Annotated in this window: 12 protein-coding genes and 1 riboswitch; of the genes, 4 read left to right on the forward strand and 8 right to left on the reverse strand. The window is 71.6% G+C overall.

The genetic code is table 11. From position 1 onward, the window contains the following. Positions 1 to 43 precede the first annotated feature (43 nt). On the reverse strand, positions 44 to 904 hold the full coding sequence (locus ACZ561_RS11915) for a carbohydrate ABC transporter permease (RefSeq protein ID WP_470993007.1): 861 nt from the start codon (positions 902 to 904) through the stop codon (positions 44 to 46). Between the two features lie 100 nt (positions 905 to 1004). Then, positions 1005 to 1961, reverse strand: coding sequence for an ABC transporter permease (locus tag ACZ561_RS11920; protein WP_470992764.1), 957 nt, complete (start codon positions 1959 to 1961; stop codon positions 1005 to 1007). Between the two features lie 231 nt (positions 1962 to 2192). Here ACZ561_RS11920 and ACZ561_RS11925 point away from each other — a divergent pair, with 231 nt between their 5' ends. Continuing rightward, entirely contained in the window at positions 2193 to 3179 is a 987-nt protein-coding gene (locus ACZ561_RS11925) for a hydroxyacid dehydrogenase (protein ID WP_470992767.1), read from the forward strand. Beyond that, positions 3176 to 4252, forward strand: coding sequence for a LacI family DNA-binding transcriptional regulator (locus ACZ561_RS11930; RefSeq protein ID WP_470992770.1), 1077 nt, complete (start codon positions 3176 to 3178; stop codon positions 4250 to 4252). Before ACZ561_RS11925 ends, ACZ561_RS11930 begins: the two co-directional genes overlap by 4 nt. A 29-nt stretch (positions 4253 to 4281) precedes the next feature. Here the strand turns inward: ACZ561_RS11930 and ACZ561_RS11935 are convergent, their stop codons facing one another. The 6 genes from ACZ561_RS11935 to ACZ561_RS11960 all read right to left on the reverse strand — a co-directional run bounded on the left by ACZ561_RS11935 (position 4282) and on the right by ACZ561_RS11960 (position 14334). Beyond that, complete coding sequence (locus tag ACZ561_RS11935) at positions 4282 to 5916, reverse strand: RICIN domain-containing protein (protein ID WP_470992773.1); 1635 nt, start codon at positions 5914 to 5916, stop codon at positions 4282 to 4284. A 52-nt stretch (positions 5917 to 5968) separates the two neighbouring features. Then, complete coding sequence (locus tag ACZ561_RS11940; RefSeq protein WP_470992776.1) at positions 5969 to 7855, reverse strand: DUF2264 domain-containing protein; 1887 nt, start codon at positions 7853 to 7855, stop codon at positions 5969 to 5971. Positions 7856 to 7892: 37 nt separating this feature from the next. Next, positions 7893 to 9221, reverse strand: coding sequence for a S28 family serine protease (locus ACZ561_RS11945; protein ID WP_470992779.1), 1329 nt, complete (start codon positions 9219 to 9221; stop codon positions 7893 to 7895). A 20-nt stretch (positions 9222 to 9241) separates the two neighbouring features. Beyond that, positions 9242 to 11647 (reverse strand): polysaccharide lyase 8 family protein, encoded by a 2406-nt coding sequence (locus ACZ561_RS11950; protein ID WP_470992782.1) that lies wholly within the window; start codon positions 11645 to 11647, stop codon positions 9242 to 9244. Positions 11648 to 11670: 23 nt separating this feature from the next. Further along, positions 11671 to 13014 carry a M60 family metallopeptidase gene (locus ACZ561_RS11955; protein WP_470992785.1) on the reverse strand — a complete coding sequence of 448 codons (1344 nt, stop codon included), beginning with the start codon at positions 13012 to 13014 and terminating at the stop codon, positions 11671 to 11673. Between the two features lie 195 nt (positions 13015 to 13209). Further along, positions 13210 to 14334: a LacI family DNA-binding transcriptional regulator gene (locus ACZ561_RS11960; RefSeq protein ID WP_470992788.1), complete on the reverse strand. Its 1125-nt coding sequence runs from the start codon at positions 14332 to 14334 to the stop codon at positions 13210 to 13212. A 562-nt stretch (positions 14335 to 14896) separates the two neighbouring features. Further along, positions 14897 to 15125, forward strand: a riboswitch (cobalamin riboswitch). Positions 15126 to 15300: 175 nt separating this feature from the next. On the opposite strand from ACZ561_RS11960, the gene metE reads away from it, so the two are divergent. Then, a complete protein-coding gene (gene metE / locus ACZ561_RS11965) occupies positions 15301 to 17625 on the forward strand; it encodes a 5-methyltetrahydropteroyltriglutamate--homocysteine S-methyltransferase (protein ID WP_470992791.1) in 2325 nt (774 codons plus the stop codon). Positions 17626 to 17629: 4 nt separating this feature from the next. Further along, positions 17630 to 18058 carry an acyl-CoA thioesterase gene (locus ACZ561_RS11970; protein ID WP_470992794.1) on the forward strand — a complete coding sequence of 143 codons (429 nt, stop codon included), beginning with the start codon at positions 17630 to 17632 and terminating at the stop codon, positions 18056 to 18058. The last annotated feature ends 68 nt before the right edge of the window (positions 18059 to 18126 follow it).

The following is an 18126-nucleotide window of genomic DNA, read 5'->3' on the forward strand; positions in this document are numbered from 1 at the left end:
GACAGGAAGGTTCGAGGGGGGTGGGGAGTCTGCGGGCGACCGGTCAGCCCTTGACGGCGCCGGTGAGGACGCCCTTGGTGAAGAACCGCTGGAGGAAGGGGTAGACGAGCAGGATCGGTACGACCGCGACGACGAGCACGGCCATCTGGACCGCCTGCTGCGGAGACGCGGCCTCTCCCACGGAGCCGTCGGCGAGGCTCTGCCCCTGGAGGACGAAGGTGCGCAGCACCATCGGCAGCGGCCACTTGTCGTTGTCGCCGAGATAGAGGAGGGCGTTGAAGTACGCGTTCCAGTAGGCGACCGCGTAGAAGAGACCGACCACGGCGATGACCGCCTTGGACAGCGGCAGCACGATCCGCACGAGGATCCGGAAGTCGCCGGCGCCGTCGACCTTCGCGGCGTCGTACAGCTCCTCAGGCAGGTTCATGAAGAAGGCCCTCATGACGACGAGGTTGAAGGCGCTGACCATGGTCGGAAGGACGAGCGCGGCGAAGGTGTTGTAGAGGCCCAGCTCCTTCACCAGAAGGAAGTTGGGGATGACGCCCGCGTGGAAGAGCATGGTGAACAGGGCGGTCATGAGGACGAAGCGGGAGCCGACCACCTCCCGGCGCGAGAGGCCGTACGCCATGCCGATCGTGCAGAGCAGGCTGGCGAGCGTGCCGACGAGGGTGACGCCCAGGCTGACCAGCAGGGCGCGGGTGACGACGCCGCCGGTGAACACGGTGCGGTAGGCGTCGAGGTTGGGATGGTCGGGCCACAGGACGAGTCCGCTGGACGTGATGATGTCGCTCTGTGAGGCGAAGCTCGTGCCGATCACGCCGAGCAGCGGGTACGCGACCAGCGCCACGACGACGACGAGGACGAGGGCCTTGCCGACGAGGCCGAGTTTCGTCGGCTGCTCCATCCACGGCGGCCGGGTACCCGAGGGGCGCAGCTCGCGAGGGTCGGCCGGCTCGCCGGTGGGGACGGGTCGCGGGAGGGCGCCCTTGCGGCGCGATGTCTTCTCAGCGGTCAGCACCGCGGTACACCCCTTCGTGGCCGAGCCGGTGGGCGAACTTGTTGGCACCGACGACGAGGACGGTGCCGATCACGGCCTTGACGAGGCCGACGGCGGCGGCGGTGCCCCACTCGTTGTCCTTGATCCCGTGGAAGTAGACGTAGGTGTCGAGGACTTCACCGGCGTCGGGGCCGACCGCGTCACGCTGGAGGAGGATCTGCTCGAAGCCGACGGTCAGGATGTTGCCGAGGTTGAGGATGAGCAGCAGAACGACGACCGGGGAGAGACCGGGCAGGGTGACGTGCCAGAAGCGGCGCCAGGGGCCCGCTCCGTCCATCGCGGCCGCCTCGTACAGGCCCCGGTCGATGGAGAGCAGCGCCGCGAGGATGATGATGGTGCCCCAGCCGGCGTCCTTCCACATGACCTGGAGCGCCAGCAGCCAGGGGAACGCGTCCGGGTCGGTCATCATGTCGTAGCGCGGCAGGCCGATCGCCACGAGGAGGTCGGGCACGACGCCGGCGCCTCCCAGGATCTGCTGGAAGATCGAAACGATGATGACCCAGCCGATGAAGTGCGGCAGGTAGACGACGCTCTGGACGAAGCGGCGCAGTCTGTCGCTGACGATGCTGTTCAGGAGCATGGCCAGCGCGATCGGCACCGGGAAGAACAGGACCAGCTGGACGACGGCGATCGTCAGGGTATTGCCGGTGGCCGACCAGAAGTCGGGGTCGGTGAAGGCCGAGGTGAAGTTCGTGATGCCGACCCAGACGCTGTGCATGTAGCCCAGGTACGGCTGGTAGTCCTGGAAGGCCACGACGTAGCCGAGCAACGGTACGTAGTGGAAGACCACGAAGTACAGGAAGCCGGGCAGGCACAGAAGCAGCATCACTTTGTCGCGCTGGAGCCGCTGCCGTAGCGAGAGTCGGTGAACGGCCCGCGGCGGAGGGGACGTTGTTTCGGCCATGAGCAGTCCTGTTCGGCGGGGAGGCGCCCGATCGGGCCATGCGGGTGTAACGGGTGTCTGCCGCCGGAAGGTAGTAACCGCTTAACCCCCGCGTCAATAGGGTGCGTTGAAAAGAAGCCCTTGACGCTCCAACTCCCGCGTCCCTACGGTTCCCTCATCGCAGTACACGTTTACTATTCCGGAGGCACAGTGGGAGCCCGCACACTCCGACGGCCGCACACCGCACTGGCCATGGATCCCGCTCAACTGGACAGTGTCTTCCCGCCCGATGTGCACGCGCGCCTGCTCTCCACGGCGCGTCTGCTGCGACCGGGCCCGCTGACCGACTTCTCCTCGCCCGCCGCCCGGTCGCTGCTCGCCGAGACGGAGGTGCTGGTCACGGGCTGGGGATGCCCCGCGGTGGACGCCGACGTACTCGACGCCGCGCCTCGCCTGCGCGCGGTGATCCACGCGGCCGGCACCGTGAAGACCTTCCTCACACCGGAGGTCCATGCCCGCGGCATCGTCGTCTCGTCCGCGGCCGCGGCCAACGCCGTACCCGTCGCCGAGTTCGCCTTCGCCGCGATCGTGCTCGGAGCCAAACGCGCCTTCTCCCTGGCCGAGCTGTTCCGCACGCGCCGCACCCATCGCACCCCCGCCGACCTGCGCGGCCGCCCCTGGCTCGGCGCGCACGGCCTGACCGTCGGAGTGATCGGCGCCTCCCACACCGGCCGCCGGCTGCTCGACATGCTGCGGCTGCTCGACGCCACGGTGCGGCTCTACGACCCGTACGTCACACCCGCCGAGGCCGAGCGCCAGGGCTGGACCCTGGTCGACCTGGACACCCTCGTCGCCACCAGCGACGTGGTCTCGGTCCACGCGCCCGACACGCCGGACACCCACCACCTCCTGGACCGCCGTCGCCTCGGCCTGATGCGGCCCGGAACGCTCGTGGTCAACACCGCCCGCGGCGCGCTGATCGACACCGATGCCCTCACCGAACAGCTCGTCGCCGGCCGCCTCGACGCCGTGCTCGACGTCACCTCCCCCGAGCCCCTCCCCGAGGACCACCCCCTGTGGGATCTGCCGAACGCGTTCGTCACCCCCCACGTCGCCGGCGCCCTGGGCAACGAGGTCGGCCGCCTGGGCGCGCTTGCCGTCGACGAACTCGCCCGTTTCGCCCGGGGCGAGCCGCTGCTGCACCCCGTACGTCACGAAGACCTGGCGCGCCGCGCATGACCACCAGGAAGACGGCCGCCGAGGGGCAGCGCCGCGCCACCGTCGTGGACGTCGCCCGGCACGCCGGTGTCTCGACGGCGACGGTGTCCCGCGTCATGAACCGGAACTACCCCGTCTCGGCCGTCACGCGGGAACGGGTCGAGGCCGCCGTGCGCGAACTCGGCTACGTCGTCAACGCCCATGCCCGCGCCCTGGCGGGCACGGACGGCCAGACGGTCGGCATCATCGTCAACGACGTCGTCGACCCCTTCTACGCCTTCATCGCGCGCGGTGTGGAACACGAGGCCTCGGCCGGCAACCGGCTGTGCCTGGTGTGCACCACCCAGGGCGACCCGAAGCGTGAGCTGGGGGCCATCGAGCTGATGCAGGAGCGCCGGGCCGCGGCGGTGATCCTCGTGGGCGGCAGCACCGACGACCGCTCGTACACCCGTGAACTGGCCCGCAAGGCAAGGGAGCTGCACGACGGGGGCATGAAGCTCGTGCTCTGCGGCCGCCCCTCGATCGGCGACGAGGTGCCCACCTCGTCGGTCGAGTACGACAACGAGGGCGGCGCCTTCGCCATCACCGACCATCTGCTGACCAACGGCCACGAGCGGATCCTGTACCTCGGCGGCCCACCGGCCCTCTCCACCACCCGCGACCGGCTGGCCGGACATCGCAGGGCGCTCGCACTGCGCGGCGTCCAGCCCGCTCCAGAGCTCGTCAGGACCGGCGCCTTCAGCCCGGCCTTCGGCTGGCGCGAGCTCTCCCGGATCCTCGCCTCGGGCCTCGAGTTCACGGCCGTCTTCGCCGCGAACGACATGGTGGCCATCGGCGCGCTGCAGGCGCTGGAGGAGGCCGGGAGGCGCGTTCCCGAGGACATCTCCCTCGTCGGGTACGACGACATCCCCGCCGCGCTGACGGTGCGGCCCCGCCTCACGACCGTCCATGTCCCGCTGGAGGAGATGGGCCGTCGGGCCGTCCGCTGCGCGCTCCCTCTCGAGGACGACGACGCCTGGCGCCCACCGACGGGCAGGAGGGTGCGCCTAGGCACCCATGTCGTCGTACGGGACTCGGTGGCCCCCCGCCGCTGAGCCGGGGGCCACCGAGTCCACTCCCCGGATCAGCAGGCAGGCGGTGTCGTGCCACCCACCGCGACCCGGAGGTTCGCGCCCTGAGCCGTGACGGAGCAGACCGTGACCGCCGCGCCGGCGACCTCGTCCACGAGCGTCCTGCCCGCGGCCAGGGCCGCGTCCGCGGTGGTCGTGGTCGCGGGCGTGGCGTCCACGAGCCTGTTGTGCATCGTCGCCCCGCTGGTGACGATGCGTACGATCACGCCGTTCACCAGCGGATCGCTGTCGGTGTAGGCGTCGTACGGCGGCGTGGGACGGCGGAACTCCAGTGACAGGTAGGTGCCGTCACCGCGGGCGATGCGGTACTCCTGGGTGCCGCTCTCCCCCAGCACGCCCAGCGAGTAGCCACCGGTGGACCCGATCCCGACCACCTGCGCGTCCGGGATCCAGCCGGCGAACTGGCGGTAGCTGACGGGGTAGAGGTGCATGCCGCCGCCACCCATGGTGTCCGTCGGGTCGTCGCCGCCGGCCTGGGTGCAGCTGCCGTTCAGCCGCGTCACCGTGCCCGCCGTCGGACAGTTCTTCAGCGTGGCGGAGTGCTGGAAGCCGAGGTTGTGGCCGAACTCATGGGTCCACATCCACGTCTTGTGGCCGACTCCGTTGGAGATGATCCAGTTGCCGGGCTGGGAGGCCAGCCCCTCGAAGGCGCACGCCGAGTGACGGGAGATGTCGACGAGGAGGTAGTCGTACGTGTCGGGGTTCACGCCCCGTGTCAGTGCGGCCGCCCTCGCCGAGCTCCGTATCGCCCCGGAGTCGCAGGCGGCCGGGCGTGCGCCCAGGTCGACGTTCTCCAGCATGTCGCCCGTGAGGTCGAGTGCTCCGCCGGACACCTCCTGGAGGTAGGACCGGAGGGATGCGTAGCCGTCGCCGAGTGTCGCCTGACGGATCGGGGCGGGGTCGGCCGGGGTGGCGTCGTTCCAGTGTGTGGCGATCACCAGGGCCCGCTTCTGGCCGGTGACGGGGCGGGTGGGCCAGCCTTCGGCGGCGAAGGCCGCGGAGTCCCAGAGGCGCATGGAGGTGTAGTCGGTGGCTCCGCCCGTCGCGGCGCAGTCGCCGACCTGCACGGTGTCGTTGCCGTTGAAGGTGCGCAGGCACGTCCCGAGTCCCGCGTCCGCCCGGTACTTGCTCTGGAGCAGGACGTAGCCGTTGCCCTGGTCCACCGTCTTCCACAGGCGCATGGAGGTGTAGTCGGTGGGGGCGCCCGTCCCGGTGCAGGCACCCGCGCGGACGTCGGCGGTGCCGCTGAAGGTGCGCAGACAGCTGCCGAGTCCGGCGTCCGTCCTGTACTTGTTCTGGAGCAGGACGTAGCCGTTGCCCTGGTCCACCGCCTGCCACTGCCGCATGGAGGTGACGTCGGTGGGGGTGCCCGTGGCGGCGCAGTCGCCGACCTGCACGGTGTCGTTGCCGTCGAAGGTGCGCAGACACGTCCCGAGGCCCGCGTCCGCCCGGTACTTGTTCTCCGTCAGGGCGTAGCCCGCCGCCAGGACGGACGCGGAACTCTCACCGTCCCGCTGCTCGGGTGCCGCTGACGCCGGGGCGAACGAGACCACGGAGAGCACGGCCAGCAGAGCGGCCGTCACAGCCGGTGGTCTCGCCGAACGAAGGTGCGCGAGGAAGCGGTTCATCTCTCTCCTCCAAGGGGCTGGGTTGGGGGAAGGACCGGCCAGACCGCCCTGGTCAGGCGCGGAGTTCGGTGCCGTCGGGGAAGCGGACGGTCACGCCGGACCCGTCGTCGACCGTCACCGAGACGGCCTCGCGGAGTTCCGCCGGATGGACGGCGTCGCCGGAGAGGACGACGAGGGTCACATGGACACTGCGTCCGCCCGGCAGCGCGGCGGACCGGACGTACGGGACGGCCGAGTGCGGGCCGAGGGCGTTCGCCTCGATGTCGCGGGCCACGGCGGCGGTCTCGTGCCAGCCGTACAGTCCGACGACCGCGCTGGTCAGTCCGTCGAGGCGACGGGCCGTGGCCCAGTGCGGTCCGGTGTGTGCGGCCGGCTGCCGCGCGTCGGCGAGCGCGTGTCCGCCTTCGCGGACGGTGACTCCGGGCGGTGCTTCGACGCGGTGCACCCGGATCTCCCACGGCCCGTGCAGCAGCGAGGTGGTCTCGATGCGGTACTCGGTGTCGTCGCCGGGGATCCGCGCCGCGTACCAGGAGGCGGCCCTGCGGTCCCCTGTCCCGAGCGGGTGGATGCGGACGCGTCGACCGGCTCTGCCGTCCGCGTCGACGAGGGCGATGTGGTTGTCGATCGTGCGCTCCCAGGCGTGCGGGGCGCTCTGCGGTGCGGTGTGCGTGGAGTAGGCGAACTTGGCGTAGTGCGGATCGTCGGATGCCGGCTCGGGCTCGGGCGGGTTGTGGTCGCTGCCGTGGTTGACCAGCCTGACGATGCCGTCGTGCCGGGTGCCGTGCAGCAGCCAGCCCGGTACCGGAAGGGCGGTGTACAGGTCCGCCTCCTCGACGGGCAGCGGCAGCTCGCGTGCTGTCCACACCTCGTGTTCCGGCGGCAGCAGCAGCCCGAGGAAGCCCTTGCTCGCCCAGTAGGGAGAGGCGGGTCCCGAGTAGGGCTGGGTGCTGGGCAGGAAGGTGTCGTACCAGCCGAGCGGGAGCAGTCCGCGTTCGTCGGGGACCCCGCGCTCGGTGAAGTGGCGTACGGCGCCGGACGCGAGACGGCGGGTCAGACCGGGGGCGTACGGTGTGGCACCGCTGAGCGCGCCCATCCAGACCGGGGCGACGGCGGCGTACCGGTAGGCGAGTGAGCGGCCCTGGTGCACGGGCGCGCCGTCGCCGCCGAAGAAGTGCGCGTATCCGCCGAGGAACGCGGTGAGGCGCTCCTTGTGGACCTTGGCACGGTCGCCGTCCTCCTCGCCGGCGATCCGCGCCCACAGCAGCGGGTACAGATGCAGGGCCCAGCCGTTGTAGTAGTCGAAGTTGCGGCCGTCGCCGTCGGTGTACCAGCCGTCGCCGAGGTACCAGTCGTCGATCCGGTCCAGACCGCTGACGATGTCGTCCTGGGCGTACGGTGCGCCGACGGAGGCGAGGAACTGTTCGGACACGACCTGGAAGAGCCGCCAGTTGTTGTCCCAGGTGCGGTGGCCGACGAAACCGGAGAGCCAGTCGACGACCCGTTCCTGGACCCGGGTGTCCAGCCGGTCCCAGATCCAGGGGCGGGTCTCGTGCAGAGCGATGGCGACGGACGCGGCCTCGACCATCTGCTGCGAGCAGTCCGTCAGCCGGGGCCAGGCCTCGCCGGACGCCGGATCGGTGCCGGCCGCCAGGCCGGTCGCGTACCGCTCGACGAGCCGTGGGTCCACGTCCCCGCCGGCTCCCGCGATCCGGAAGGCCGCGAGCAGGAAGGTCCGCGCGTACCCCTCGAGGCCGTCGCAGACCACGCCCGACCAGCTTGCCCGGCCCGGCAGCCGGTACTGGGCGAAGCCGGGGGTGGCGTACGGAGCCACTCCCGCGAGCAGGGCGTCCGCCACCGCCTCCCAGTGCGCGCGGGTCCACCCGGTGCGCGGCGAGAGTACGCGGTCGGTCGCCGGGAGCTGCACGTACGGTGCGGGCACGGGGCGCCTCACTTCCTGTGGTTCGGGGGTGGCCTGGCTACTCGGCGGCGGCCCAGCGACGGATCGTGGCCTCGGCCGCCGCGCGGTCCTCGGGCGTGAGCTTGGAGACCAGGGCCGAGTGGTTGGTGTTCGGTGCGACGAAGAGGTGGGAGTCGTGCTTGCTCGGCTTGAACCTCTCCGCGCTCCACGGGTCGTTCTGGCCGTAGACGAACATCATCCGCTCGCCGCGGGTGCGGACCCAGTGATCGACGTCCCGCGTGGCGTCGTTGTCGTATCCGCCGCGGAGCTCCGCGGGGAGGAGCGAGTTGGGCTGGTAGAGCCCCGGGTACCGGCGGACGTCGCGCAGGTGCTTGAACTTCAGATCGGCCCAGCCGAGCTGGGTGGCGGCCTGCCGGTAGTACGGGCCGACGCCCGACGGTGAGCCCGATCCGTCGTGGTAGACGCTCAGGCCGTGACCGAGCGACCAGGTCCACAGCTCCTCGTCGCCGGCGGCCCGCGCGTCCGGCACGGTGGCGCAGTTGTCGGCGGTCCCGCTCTGCCAGAAGTTCCACACCTGGTCCAGGACCGAGAACTCGTAGGCGCGGTCGGCGGAGCCGAGGTGGTGGAAGGTGTAGCCCTTCTGGGCCGCGTTGGCCTCGAAGCGGGGCAGCAGGGCGCCGCGGCGCACCAGCATCTCGCGCTGCACGGCGTTCAGGGCGGCCCGGCACTCGGGGGTGCCGACGGAGTCGAAGAACGTCTCGTAGGTCTGGTCGTCCTTGTTGACGGCGTCGTTGGGGGCCACGTACGCGACGACGGCGTCCAGGTCCTGCGGGTAGTGGCGCTCGTGGTAGACCTGCGTCATGCCGCCCTTGCTGGCGCCGGTGCCGATCCACTTGGCGGTGTACAGCGTCTTCAGGGCCTGGACGAGGGCGTGCTCGTCGGTGGCCTCCTGCCGGATGTCGAGGTCGTCCCAGTCGACCTGGTCCGGGCGGGAGGTGCCGAAGAAGCGGTGCTCGACGCTGACCTGGTTGGCGTCCAGCAGGGTGGTGATCTCACGGGTGGAGGTGGCGAGGGTGTAGCCGCCGGTGTAGAGGACCATCGGGGCCGCGGTCGATTTGTGCCAGAGCGTCAGCCGCTGCTCGAAGGTCCCCTTCGCGGGGTTCCGGTGGTCGACGGGCTGGGTGAACGTCAGGGTGTAGTAGGGGTGGCCGCTCTTCTCTCCCACGGAGACCACGGTGAGTCCGGGTATTCCGTCGAGCTGCTGCCGGATGTCGGTGACGGTGTACCCATCGGGCTCCGCGGCGGCGGCCGGGCCGGCCCCGGCCAGTAGGGCGGAGCAGCAGACCAGGGCGGCGGAGATCAGGGCGGCGGTGCGCTTCGCACGCAAGGGAATGTCCTCTCGACGGGTCAGTGGAGCTCGGCGGTGTGGGTGTGGCCCCGGGAGCCGCCGACCTGGACGGTCAGAACGGGCCTGCGGCCCGTGGTGACGGTGACCGTGTCGTCGGCGCTCTTGACGCCCTTGACCGCCCAGGGCAGTTCGAAGGTGAGGGTGGTCTCGGTGCGTCCGGGGTCGGCCACGGCCACCGAGACGCTCCCGCCCCGTCGTTGGATCAGGATCGTGCCGGGCCCGCTCGCGGTGATACCGGCGGCAGCGGACGCGGTCCAGAAGTGGGCGGCGATCAGCCCGAGCCGTGGTACGCGCACCGCCTGCGCCTCGGGGGTGTTGGCGACGATGTCGACGGGGCGGGAGGCCGCCCAGGCTGCCGTGCGCACCACTCCGTGGCCCGGCAGCAGCACATAGGCGTAGCCGGTGTCGGTCGGGGAGACGCCGTGGTCGAGCCAGAGCGTCGCGTAGCGCCGGGTCAGCACGTCGGCCGAACCCCCCGTGTCCGCACCGGTGTTGATGTCACGCCAGGCCCCGGTGCGCTCCTCGCGCAGCACGCTCAGATCGGCACCGCCGGGGAAGACATAGCCGCCGACGCCTTCCAGATGTGCCCATCGGGCTCCCGGGATCATTGCGGAGCGGCCGAGGCCATCGGACCGCGCCCGTCCGTCGACGACGAGCCTGTCGGTCCCGTCTGCGTGCAGATTGCGGTTCTCCACGATCGTCTCGACCGTGCGTCCGTCGGAGGCCGTGATCCCGGCGCCGAGGGCGACCACCGCGTCGTCGAGGCAGAACCACGCCTTGCGGGCCCGCAGGGTGCTCCCGGCCGCGATCAGCTCCATCGCGGCGGCTCCGTGGCGCCCGCGCAGCACGGCTCCGCCCGCGACGGCGTTCGTGGGCTTGTAGGTGCTGGTGCCGGGTGCGCTGCCCGCGTCGGCGCGGGGCCGGGTGTCCACGGTGGTTCCCGGGAGCCGGTACGGGTTCACGGTGGGCCAGAAGCCGTCCGAGAACTGGGCGCGGTCGTCGCCGTAGAGGTACGTCATTCCGTCGCCGGTGTACCAGCCGTGCAGGTTCTCGCCGTTGCCCGCCTCGTAGGCGGCGATCCGCCTGGACGACAGGCTCAGGGCCAGCGTCCAGTCGTCGCGGCGGTGCACGATCCGGTCCATGTCGGCGAAGACGCTGTGGCCGACGGCGGGTGGGGCCGTGGGAACCGCGGGATCGGCGAGGACGGCTGCGGCCCGCCGGAGCGCGGGGACGGTGGCGAGCGGCAGGTACGGGGTGTCGGTGTTGCGGCGGATCCAGCCCTTGGCGATCGCACGCCAACTGGCCGCGTACTCCGGGGGTGCGCCCGTCGCCAGGAGCAGCATGTTGGTGGTCGTTCCGGCGCCGGTGTGGAAGTCCCGTTCCCGGTCGCGGGAGATCGCCCGGCCGCGTACGGCGTCCATCATCAGCCCGTCGAAGGTGACGGCGGCGAAGCTCCGCTCGACGGCTTCGTGGATCACCGCGATGCCGCTGTCGGTGATCCTCCACTCCGAGCCGGCGAGCAGGGCGACGAGGTAGGCGACCCGGCTGAGCAGGACGTTGCCGTACGTGCCGGTGTAGGCGACGTTGGAGTGCTGGACGAACGAGCCGTCGGGGTAGAAGCCGTCGCCGGAGGTGACGTACCTGAACAGGCTGTTCCGGCCCGCGTCGCGTACGTCGGACAGTCCGTCGCGGGCCAGCGCGAGCTTGTCGGCGCTGTGGCCGACGATGCCGCGCAGGGCCACGATCGCCGCCTTGTCGGCCCGGTTGGCCCCGGTCTCGGCGAGGGACGGGCTGTTGGTGCGGCGGTCGGGGTTGGCGCAGAACCGGTCCACGACGGCGCAGTAGGCGGCGATCCGGTCGGCGGGGATGCGGTCGCCGAGCAGGACGCAGACGTCCATGAGGTTGCGGGGCGCGCCGATCTCCCAGAACCACCAGTTGCCGGACTCGGGCTTGGCGGGGTGGTAGGCCGTGTCGTTCAGGAAGGCCAGTGCCTCGACGACCGCGGCGGCGACCTGCTCGTCACCGTGCAGGGTCGCACCGGGAGTCGCCCAGGCTGTCGCCAGGGTGAGCAGTCGCCCGTACGAGAGGCTGAAGTTGGCCGGTGCGGTGACGGGGGCGAGGTCGGTCCACAGTGCGGCGCGGGCGGCGGTGCGGTCCAGGGTGGTCCATGCTGCCGCCGCCGAGGTGTTCAGGGTGGCCAGCGCGGTGGCGTAGACCGGGTCGGTGGGGTCGATGGCGCCGCCTGTGGCCAGCTCTGCGGCGCGGGCTCGGAGGGTGTCGAAGGGGTCGGTCGTCGCACCGCTGGTCTCGGCGTGCGCCTCTCCCGCGCCCGGGGCGAGCGGGAGGAGGAGGGCGCCGATTCCGGCGGCGAGCAGGGTGCGTCTGCGGGGAGTGAGGTCGTGCATGGCGGTCCCTCCCGGACGGGGCGTCAGTCGGTCAGCGTGCTGGGGTCGACGGGGGGCGTGGGCAGGTTCAGCGCGGCGAGTTCGGCCCGGCCCGTGGCGTCGATGGGGAAGGCCCAGCGGTCCAGGAAGAACGCGGTGAGGTCGTGGCCGGCGACGCGGCTGGAGTACGTGGCGAGCGCGCGGTAGCGCTTGGCGGTCTCGGTCCAGTCGGACTGGGGGTTCTCCTCGCGGACCAGCTTGTGCAGTCGGGGCCAGAAGTCCTCGCCGAAGGCGAGCTCCAGCTGACGCAGCGGGACGAGCTTCTCGTACGCGCCGAAGGACCTCTCGTACGCGAGTCCCGCCGTGCCGAACTTCGCCTGGGCCGAGCGGAAGTGGTTCAGGCCCGTGGCCGCGTCGACGGTGAGGAGGTTCGACGGTTGGCCCAGGCTGCGCTGCGCCGCCAGGGAGTAGATGTTCACGGTCACCTCGGTGAGACCCGAGGGCTTGTACGCCATCTGCTGATGCAGGTGTCCGAGCTCGTGGTACAGCCCCCAGCCCCGGGTGCGCAGGCCCTCGACGGTGGTCAGCCGGTCGAGGTAGGCGCGCGGGAAGCCGTTGTAGCCGTGGGTGGCGTAGGCGCCGACGCCGGTGGGGACCTTGGAGACCTCGGTGAAGTGGTACGGGCCGGCCTTGCGGCGGTGTGTCGGGGAGCTCCCGTCGAGACCGCTGACGGCGGCGTGCGAGGCGATGACGGTCTCCAGGAGCCGCAGGAGCGCGTCGTGGTCCTCGTTCCGATGAAGGAGGGCGCCCTCCCGGGTGAGGGTGAGGATCGTGTGCGGCGCCGTCAGCTCCACGTAGGGGACGTCGGTGAGCGCGTCCAACCGGGCCTGGTAGTCGGCCTCGGTGGTGCGGCCCAGTGCGTACGTGGGCATGGGCACCGCCCCGGAGCGGAACCCGACCCCCGCCCGCTCGCCGTCACCGGCCAGCGTCAGGTAGACGGGACCGCCGTGGGGATCGACGACGGTGTTGGCGCCGGGCTTGAGCGCGTGGGCGCGCGGCTCGGTGAGCGTGCCGTAGTAGTCCCAGAGGCCGATCCACAGGGTCGGCACGAGACCGTCGTACGGCAGGACGTTGAGCGTGACCTCGGCGCCGGGCGGCGCGTACAGGCCGGTCGCTTGGAACTCGCTGCCGCGCAGCGCCTGGGCGAGCCGGAGTCGCTCGCTCTCGGCGGCGGGGCGTGCGGTCACCGTGATCGTGCACGCATGGCCGGTGGCGGTGGCGGCCGCGGTGGCCGCGTGCGCCGGGGCGGCGCCCAGCAGGCCGGCGGTGCCGGCACCGGCCAGGCCCGCGAGGACGGAACGACGGTTGAGCGCAGGGAGGTGGGGCATCCGGTCTCCTCGGAGAGGGCAAGGGCCTGGCCTCTGACTGCCCGACAGGATGTAAGCGGTTGCTATGCCGAGGCAAGAGAAGACGCAATGTTTCTACGGGTTTCTATGAACCCGAAAGGAACCAGCGGAGCCAAGGACGGTAAACGTTCTCTCCCGCAACTCCGCCCCGGGCCGTCCCCTGCGCTCATCCCTGCTTCACACGGGGCGGGCCCGCCGGGTGCGCGTCGCCTTCGGCGGGGCCACCGAGTCGCGCACCACGATGTGCGTACCCAGCCGGTGCACCCCCGTCGTGGGCGCCCGCCAGGCGTCGTCACCGTCGTCGCCGTCGTCCCCGGGGGTCGCGAGCCGCACGGCCTGCCGGCCCATCTCCTCCAGCGGGATGTGCACGGTGGTCAGCCGCGGACGCATCTCCTGCGCCACGGGCACATCGTCGTAACCGACGAGGGAGACGTCCTCCGGGATCCGGGCGCCCGCCTCCTCCAGGGCCTGCGCCGCACCGGCCGCCACGATGTCGTTGGCGGCGAAGATCGCGGTGAAGTCGAGGCCCTCGGCGAGGAGTTCGGCCGTCCGGCGATAGCCGAAGCCTCTGCTGAAGGCACCGGTGTGCACCAGACCGTCATCGGGCGTGACGCCGCGCAGTTCGAGGGCTCGACGGTATCCGGCGAGGCGGTCCAGCGTGGTCGAGACGGCGGGCGGACCGCCCAGGTAGAGGATCCGCCGGTGCCCTTGCGTCAGCAGGTGGTCGGTGATGGCGAACGCACCGCCCTCGTTGTCGTACTCCACCGCCGCCGCGGGGACCCGTCCCCCCAGCGAGGGCCGGCCGCAGAGCACCAGGGAGGAGCCCCCGGCGTGGAGCTCCTCCGCGCGGCGGGTGAGTTCCGCGGTGTAGGCGCGGTCCACGACACTCCCTCCGACCAGCACGACCACGTCGGCACGCTGCTCGTGCAGGAGGTCGACGAAGGCGAGTTCGCGTTTGGCGTCGCCCTGCGTGCAGCAGACCAGGCAGAGCCGACCCGTGCGCGCCGCCTCGCGCTCCACGCCGCGCGCGATGTACGCGAAGAAGGGGTCGACGATCTCGCTGACGATGATCCCCACGGTGCGGTTCGAGGTGCCGGCCAGGGCGCGGGCGTGCGCGTTCACGACATAGCCGAGCTCCCGCATCGCGCCCTCGACCCGGTCGCGGGTCGCCTGCGCCACCGGATAGTTGCGGTTCAGCACCCGTGAGACGGTCGCCGTCGACACACCGGCGAGTGCGGCCACCTCCCGGATGGTCGCGCGCCGCGAATCCCCCGCCGCCACCTGCCGAGCACTCCCGTTCATCGGTGCCGCCTCCTCACGTGCGGCTGGAGCCTATACGAACTCCGTCGCCGCTGTTCACGGGACGTGGACGAGCCCCGGGTCGGCTCTCATGCCGTCGGGGCCGCCAGGACCCGCCGAATACGGACCACCGTCCGGAACAGGACCAAAGGTGTCACCACGGCGCCCACGACGGTCACCGGGAGTGTCACGGAAGCCGGGTGGATCCCCAGGACGCACACGGCCGAGTGCAGGGCGGCGTGACGGTGAACGACGGGGTCGACGGCGTCGTTCAGAACGGTGCAGGCGGCGATGTGCAGCCCCGTCCCTCACTTGGGACAACCCTCGGAGCACGTCGTCCGCGTGCCGGCACGCGGGCGCGCCAGGAGCCTACCGGTCACGAACCACGGTGCGTGGCCCAGGACTTCGGTGGTCCCGCCACCTCCGGCACAGGCGGGGAACCGTCGCGCGGGCGGCACCGGACACTCCGTTCCCCCAGGGGTGGCGGCGCGCCGCCACGCAGCGCGTGTGTCTCATTTCACCGTCCGGTATATGAGTCACTCGCACCGTTCCACGCCCGCACGGCTACGCTGCCCGTGCAGCTGGTTCGCCCCGTCAGCCAGGCGGGACGCGTCGTAAGAGGGAACCCGGTGGGAATCCGGGACTGCCCCGCAGCGGTGAGCGAGAACGACCGCCGTCATACGCACTGGGCCCGCGAGGGTCTGGGAAGCGACGGCCAGTAGGTGTCTTGTACGGCTTCCGTACGACGAGACGTGCTCGCGAGTCCGAAGACCTGCCCGTTGCCCGCACGCGACCGTTCGCGTGCGGTGATCCCGGTGACCTCGTGGGCGGGTCGGCGTGCACAGCAGGACGGATCGGCCGCGCGTACCTCGATGTACGCCCGTGCGGTGGTCCTTCCGGTTCGTCACCCCTTCGCTCGCGACTCTTCGGGTCTGTCTCATGACACGCAAGCTCGCGAAGGAGAGTTACGTGACAACCGAGTCCGCGGCCGCGGCAGCACGGGCCACCGTGTACGGATACCCCCGCCAGGGTCGGAACCGAGAACTGAAGAAGGCCGTCGAGGGGTACTGGAAGGGCCGGGTCGGCGCCGAAGCCCTCCGGGAGACCGCCCGGGAGCTGCGCGAGACCAACTGGCGGGAGCTCGCCGACTCCGGCATCCACGAGGTTCCGACCGGTGACTTCTCCCTTTACGACCACGTGCTCGACACCAGTGTCATGGTCGGCGCCGTCCCCGCCCGCCACCGCGCCGCCGTCGAGGCCGACCCGCTCGACGGGTACTTCGCGATGGCCCGCGGCACCGAGGACGTGGCGCCGCTGGAGATGACCAAGTGGTTCGACACCAACTACCACTACCTCGTCCCCGAACTGGGTCCCGACAGCGGCTTCGGCGCCGACAGCGCCAAGCAGGTCGCCGAGCTGAAGGAGGCCCTCGCGCTGGGCCACTCGGCCCGTCCCGTCCTGGTGGGGCCGGTCACCTACCTCCTGCTGGCCAAGCCGGCGCCGGGTGTCGCGGAGGACTTCGAGCCGCTCACCCTGCTCGACCGGCTGCTGCCGGTGTACGCCGAGGTGCTCGCCGACCTGCGCGCGGCGGGCGCCGAGTGGGTGCAGCTCGACGAGCCCGCCCTCGTCCAGGACCGCACCCCCGCCGAGCTGAACGCCGCCGCCCGCGCCTACCGTGAACTCGGCGGCCTGGCCGACCGGCCGAAGCTGCTGATCGCCTCCTACTTCGACCGGCTGGGCGAGGCGCTGCCCGTGCTGGCGAAGGCCCCCGTGGAGGGACTCGCGCTCGACTTCACCGATGCCGCCGCCGGGAACCTCGCGGATCTCGCGGCGGTGGGCGGTCTGCCGGGCAAGCGGCTGGTCGCCGGAGTCGTCAACGGCCGCAACATCTGGATCAACGACCACCAGAAGTCCCTGACCACCCTCGGCACCCTGCTCGGCCTCGCCGATCAGGTCGACGTCGCGGCGTCCTGCTCGCTGCTGCACGTCCCGCTGGACGCCGCGGCGGAGCGGGACATCGACCCGCAGATCCGCCGCTGGCTCGCCTTCGCGCGCCAGAAGACCGCGGAGATCGCCACGCTCGCGCGCGGCCTGTCCCAGGGCACCGGTGCGATCGCCGCCGAACTCTCCGCCAACCGTGCCGATCTGGCCTCGCGGGCGAGCTCGGCGATCACCAACGACCCCGCCGTACAGGCCCGCACGGCCGCCGTCACCGAGTCCGACACCCGCCGTGCCCAGCCCTACGCCGAGCGCGCGGCCGCCCAGCGGGCCCACCTGAACCTGCCGCTGCTGCCCACGACGACCATCGGCTCCTTCCCGCAGACCGCCGAGCTGCGCACCGCCCGCGCCGATCTGCGCGCCGGATGGCTCGACACGGCGGGCTACGAGGAGCGGATCAAGGCCGAGATCCGCGAGGTGATCGCCTTCCAGGAGAAGACCGGCCTCGATGTCCTCGTGCACGGCGAGCCCGAACGCAACGACATGGTCCAGTACTTCGCCGAGCAGCTGACCGGCTACCTCGCCACCCAGCACGGCTGGGTCCAGTCGTACGGCACCCGGTACGTCCGGCCGCCGGTCCTGGCCGGCGACATCTCCCGCCCCGCGCCGATGACGGTGCGCTGGACGACGTACGCACAACAGCAGACGTCCCGCCCCGTCAAGGGAATGCTGACCGGCCCGGTCACGATGCTGGCCTGGTCCTTCGTCCGTGACGACCAGCCGCTCGGCGACACCGCCCGCCAGGTCGCGCTCGCCCTGCGCGACGAGGTCGCCGATCTGGAGGCGGCGGGCACGTCGGTGATCCAGGTCGACGAGCCGGCCCTGCGCGAGACGCTGCCGCTGCGCGCCGACGCCCACGCCCCGTACCTCGCCTGGGCCACCGAGGCCTTCCGCCTCACCACGGCCGGCGTCCGTCCGGACACCCAGGTCCACACCCACATGTGCTACGCCGAGTTCGGGGACATCCTCCGGGCCATCGACGACCTCGACGCGGACGTCATCAGCCTGGAGGCCGCCCGCTCCCACATGCAGGTCGCGGACGAGCTCGCGGGGGCCGGGTACCCCCGGGAGGTCGGCCCCGGCATGTACGACATCCACTCACCGCGCGTCCCGGAGGAGGCGGAGGCCGTCTCTCTCATCGAGCGCGCACTGCTCTCCGTCCCCGCCGACCGGCTCTGGATCAATCCCGACTGCGGCCTGAAGACGCGCGGCTGGCGAGAGGTCCGGCCCGCCCTGGAACACATGGCCGCGGCGGCCCGCCAGGTCCGCGGTCGTCTGCCCCGCACCGAGGGATGAGCACATGAACACCCGTACCACCGTCGGCGATCGGGCCCACAAGGCACCGGCCGATTCCCAGGTGACCCTCGCCCACATCATGAGCGAGCACGAAACCAACCTGTACGGGACCATCCACGGCGGCGTCGTCATGAAACTCATCGACGACGCGGCCGCGGCAGCGGCGGGCCGCCACGCGGACGGCCCCGCCGTGACGGTCTCCGTCGACCGGATGACGTTCCTCTCCCCCGCTCGCGCCGGGGACCTGCTCACCGTCCACGCCGAGCTGTGTCACGCGGGCCGGACCTCGATGGCCGTCGCCGTCGGCGTCACCGCGGAACGCTGGAACGCGACCTCCGGTCCCACGACCGAAGTGGCCACCGCCCGGCTGACCTTCGTCGCGATCGATGCCGAAGGCCGTCCGCGCCCGGTCCCCGGGCTGAAGGAGGAGTAGCGGCGGACGGCCCCGGCGGGGGTGGCGGGTGGAACGACCCACCGGCCCCTCGTCGCCGGGGCCGTCTC

The organism is Streptomyces sp. NPDC039609, assembly GCF_055596705.1.